This window comes from Hydrocoleum sp. CS-953, from assembly GCF_002260545.1.
Lineage (GTDB): Bacteria > Cyanobacteriota > Cyanobacteriia > Cyanobacteriales > Microcoleaceae > Trichodesmium.
Genome location: NZ_LGSU01000698.1, coordinates 1 through 4,273, shown reverse-complemented (window position 1 = coordinate 4,273; position 4,273 = coordinate 1). Strand labels below are relative to the sequence as shown.

Genomic DNA, 4,273 nt, shown 5'->3' with positions numbered 1-4,273 from the left:
CAACAAAAATCTGGTGATAACTGATTAATTTGTCGATCGCCCGCCCCGCTTTCAACCTGATATTGGGTAATGCTGATATTGATAACCATTTGAAATGGGGGCGGGTTTATTTAATTTTGTTGACTTCCCATTAACACCCTATGTGGAACCCGCCCCTACATCATTAACATTCTTAACTTTTGACTTTTTATTTTTGACTTTTGACTTTCTGAAAATTATTGACATATCAAATTTTTTTGTTATATTAATCTTATCCAACATATCAAATTTTTTTGGAATGACAGCATGAAAGAAAACCTAAAAGTGCTGGTAAGCGGTCTCAAGAAAAAGACCCTAACTATTGGGGTAGCAGTAATGCTGGGTGCTTGTGGTTCCACTCAGGCAAAACAACAACCGATAAAAATTGATGGCTCCAGCACTGTATACCCTATCACCCAAAAACTTGTCGAACAATTCAACGCTACCGACAAGCCCGATGTAGAAGTCAGTGCTAGTTTTTCTGGTACAGGTGGAGGCTTTAAAAAGTTCTGTGCTGGAGAAACTGACATTAATAATGCTTCGCGCCCCATACTTAAAAATGAGATGGAAGCTTGCAAACAAAACAAAATTTCCTATATAGAACTACCTATTGGCTTCGACGCTCTAACCATCGTCGTTAACCAGGCAAATACCTGGGCAAAAGACATTACTGTGTCTGAGTTAGCAAAGATTTGGGCACTTGAAGGGCAAGGAAAAATCACCAAATGGAACCAAGTACGTTCCTCATGGCCAGACAAACCATTAATCTTATTTGGTCCCGGAGCTGACTCTGGAACTTATGACTATTTTGCTGAAGCTATTGTTGGATCAGCAAAAGCAACTCGTAGTGACTACACAGCCAGCGAAGACGACGAAGTGTTAGTTACAGGAGTTAGCAAAGAACCCAACGCTTTAGGTTATTTTGGTTACGCTTATTATGTAGAGAATAAAGACAAACTAAAATCTTTAGCCGTTGATAGTGGTAATGGCGCGATCGCTCCAACTAAAACAGCAGTAGAGCAAGCGAAATATCAACCCCTAGCTAGACCACTATTTATTTATGTAAATGCGGTATCAGCACAAAATAATCCATTAATGAATGAATTTATTGACTTTTACATGAACAATGCTCAAGCAGCAGTAAATTCTGTAGGTTATGTTGCATTTGGGGAAGAGAGTTATATGAAACTTTACCGCAACTACCATAAAACAAAAGTAGGAACTGTCTTTGGTGGGGAAGCGCAGCTCAATTTAACTATTTATGAAGTTCTCACGAAACGAACAGAATATTAATTGTACAAATTATGACTACAAATTTACCCCAAGTTAATACATCTGCTGTGCAAGCAGGTGGTAAACTGAGTTTCTTTGAAAAATATCTGACTGTTTGGGTAGCATTGTGCATTTTTGCAGGTATAGCTTTGGGTAAAATATTTCCTGGTGTGGCAAAAACATTAGATGCTATGAGCATTTATCAAGTATCTATCCCCATTGCTATATGTCTATTTTTTATGATGTATCCGATCATGGTGAAAATAGACTTTACCCAAGCTAAAAATGCTGCCCGCGCCCCTAAACCTGTAATCTTAACATTAGTTGTAAATTGGGCAATTAAACCTTTTACAATGGTAGCATTTGCCCAATTTTTTCTGGGTTGGTTATTTCGCTCGCTGCTAACAGGTACAGAAATATTGCGCGGTACAGAAGTAGCTATTGCCGACTCTTACATTGCTGGCACAATATTACTAGGTATCGCACCTTGTACGGCAATGGTATTAATGTGGGGTTATCTTTCCTACAGTAACCAGGGTCACACATTAGTAATGGTGGCAATTAATTCCTTGACAATGTTGTTTTTGTATGCTCCACTTGGGCGATGGTTGTTGTCAGCAAATAACTTAACTGTGCCTTGGGAAACTATTGTTTTATCAGTGCTAATTTATGTGGGCTTTCCTCTAGCTGCTGGAATGTATAGTCGTTACTGGATTTTTAAATATAAAGGAAAAGCTTGGTTTGAACGTAAGTTTCTCAAATATTTAAGTCCTGTTTCTACTGCTGCATTATTGATAACTTTAGTTTTGTTATTTGCTTTTAAGGGTGAATTAATTGTAGAAAATCCATTTCATATATTATTAATAGCAGTACCACTATTTATCCAGACTAACTTTATTTTCTTGATTGCTTATGTAGCAGCTTTGAAAATGAATTTACATTACGAAGATGCTGCACCTGCTGCTTTAATTGGAGCAAGTAATCATTTTGAAGTAGCGATCGCCACTGCGGTGACTCTATTTGGCTTAAATTCTGGAGCTGCATTAGCAACGGTAGTGGGAGTATTAATAGAAGTACCAGTAATGTTGATGTTGGTGGAAGTTTGTCAACGTACAGCTTTTTGGTTTCCTCGCGAACCAGAAAAAGCTACATTAATTGACCCCCGTTGTTGTAAGTCTCAGTAACTCAAGCATCTTGCTTGCTCATCCTTCCGGCAGGGTATTTCATTAGCGCGTGTGGCATTTGTGTTTTACAGGCAAGATACCTGTGTTACATATACCTAGACAGGCAAGATGCCTGTGTTACAGATGTAACTGAATATCAAGAAAAGGAAAACTAACAATGGAAGAACAAACAACTCAACCGATAGCAGAAAACTTGTGGTGGGTAATTCCAGGTAAACTAGCAGGAGTGCGCAAACCAACAGAAGAAGAGTTGCCAGAATTACAAAGATTAGGTATTGGAGCAATAGTCTCTGTAATGGACGACCCTTCTAATTTAGAACTTTATGAGCAAGCTAACTTACCTCATCTATGGTTACCAATAAAAGGAGGAACTGCACCAAGTAAAGAACAAGTTCAAAAATTACAGGATTTCATTGATAGTCAAAATCATGCAGTTGCAATTCATTGCACCAATGGCAAAAGACGAACAGCTACTGCTCTTGCCGGGTATTTGATTAATTCTGGATCATCCTATGAGAAGACAATGGAGATTATTTTAACAGCAAATCCAGAAATTGATTTACGGGAATCTCAAAGTACCTTTTTGCAAGATTTAGCCAAAAATTAAGTTGTTTAAATCTAGGACTTACGCAGGCGAACCCAGAAACCGGGTTTATCCTAGACGTCTATTGATCAAAACAATGATTTACCCTAGAAACCGGGTTTCTTTCCGTAAGTGCTAAAATCGTTGAATTAAAGGAATAAAAAAATGTCTATTCTCAAAACTCATATTGCTCTAACAGCATCCAACCTAGAAAACTCGGTTGAATTTTATCAAGCTTTGTTTGGAGTTGCACCAGTTAAGTATAAATCTGATTACGCAAAATTTGATATTGCTAACCCACCACTAAATCTTACTCTTAACTTAGGGGAAAATGTGCAACCAGGTGGAAAATTAGACCACTTGGGAATACAGGTAGAAACTTCCCAGGAAGTAGCAGCAGCAATTGAGAGATTTAAGATTTCTGGATTATTAATATTTGAGGAACATAATACAGACTGCTGTTATGCAATTCAAGATAAAGTTTGGGTTACAGATCCCGATGGCAACCGTTGGGAAGTGTTTGTGGTGAAAGTGGGAGATACTGCACCAGAAAAAAATCTAGTTGTTAGTGTTGAGTCAAATTTAGAAGCATCCACTTGTTGTCAATAAAATTCAATGGTTATGAAACAAGAAAATGAAACGAGTAATGTTTGTGTGCCGGAAAAATTCTGCCCGTTCCCAAATGGCAGAAGCATTTGCTCATAGTCTAGATCCAGATGGAAAATTTACTTTTGTAAGTGCAGGCTTAGAAGAGAGTTCAGTTCATCCACTCACCATTCAGGTTATATCTGAAGTTGGAATTGATATTTGTCAGCAAACTTCTAAAAGAATAGATAGTTTCAACTCTCAAGATTTTGATGTTGTTGCTTCTATGTGTGGTTGTGGATCTATGTTACCTGTAGAATGGCTAATGGTTCAGGAATTTCAGGAGTGGGAAGTTTCTGATCCTGAAGGCAATTCTGTTGAGACCTTTCGTCAAGCTCGAGAGCAAGTAAAACAACAGGTAGAATATTTATTGATGTTCCTGCGTCTTAAAATGAGTAGAAATGTTTGAACAAAACTCCAATGGAACAGTTTCAAGAAAAACCGGAAATTTTTATGCAAGTGCAGGCAGATTTACCAAAACTTGTAGTATACTGACACACCTACAATATTGCAATAGTAGGGGCGGGTTCCACGTTAAATTAATGAATTTAAGCATTAGATGAAATCAACC

Annotated in this window: 5 protein-coding genes; all 5 read left to right on the top strand. The window is 37.8% G+C overall.

The window, feature by feature from the left end; all coding sequences use genetic code 11:
* Positions 1-285: 285 nt before the first annotated feature.
* The 5 genes from AFK68_RS08125 to arsC all read left to right on the top strand — a co-directional run bounded on the left by AFK68_RS08125 (position 286) and on the right by arsC (position 4,111).
* Entirely contained in the window at positions 286-1,311 is a 1,026-nt protein-coding gene (locus tag AFK68_RS08125; RefSeq protein ID WP_210407292.1) for a PstS family phosphate ABC transporter substrate-binding protein, read from the top strand.
* An 11-nt stretch (positions 1,312-1,322) separates the two neighbouring features.
* On the top strand, positions 1,323-2,474 hold the full coding sequence (gene arsB, locus AFK68_RS08120; protein ID WP_094672303.1) for an ACR3 family arsenite efflux transporter: 1,152 nt from the start codon (positions 1,323-1,325) through the stop codon (positions 2,472-2,474).
* A 157-nt stretch (positions 2,475-2,631) separates the two neighbouring features.
* Positions 2,632-3,081, top strand: coding sequence for a dual specificity protein phosphatase family protein (locus tag AFK68_RS08115; RefSeq protein WP_094672302.1), 450 nt, complete (start codon positions 2,632-2,634; stop codon positions 3,079-3,081).
* A gap of 141 nt (positions 3,082-3,222) precedes the next feature.
* Complete coding sequence (locus AFK68_RS08110; RefSeq protein ID WP_094672301.1) at positions 3,223-3,666, top strand: ArsI/CadI family heavy metal resistance metalloenzyme; 444 nt, start codon at positions 3,223-3,225, stop codon at positions 3,664-3,666.
* Between the two features lie 25 nt (positions 3,667-3,691).
* Positions 3,692-4,111: an arsenate reductase, glutathione/glutaredoxin type gene (arsC, locus tag AFK68_RS08105; protein ID WP_094672300.1), complete on the top strand. Its 420-nt coding sequence runs from the start codon at positions 3,692-3,694 to the stop codon at positions 4,109-4,111.
* Positions 4,112-4,273 lie beyond the last annotated feature (162 nt).

What these genes read in the sequence shown, in the direction of transcription:
- arsC (WP_094672300.1), top strand. Translation starts at nt 3,692, where the DNA reads ATGAAACGAGTAATGTTTGTGTGCCGGAAAAATTCTGCCCGTTCCCAA.
- arsB (WP_094672303.1), top strand. Translation starts at nt 1,323, where the DNA reads ATGACTACAAATTTACCCCAAGTTAATACATCTGCTGTGCAAGCAGGT.
- AFK68_RS08115 (WP_094672302.1), top strand. Translation starts at nt 2,632, where the DNA reads ATGGAAGAACAAACAACTCAACCGATAGCAGAAAACTTGTGGTGGGTA.
- AFK68_RS08125 (WP_210407292.1), top strand. Translation starts at nt 286, where the DNA reads ATGAAAGAAAACCTAAAAGTGCTGGTAAGCGGTCTCAAGAAAAAGACC.
- AFK68_RS08110 (WP_094672301.1), top strand. Translation starts at nt 3,223, where the DNA reads ATGTCTATTCTCAAAACTCATATTGCTCTAACAGCATCCAACCTAGAA.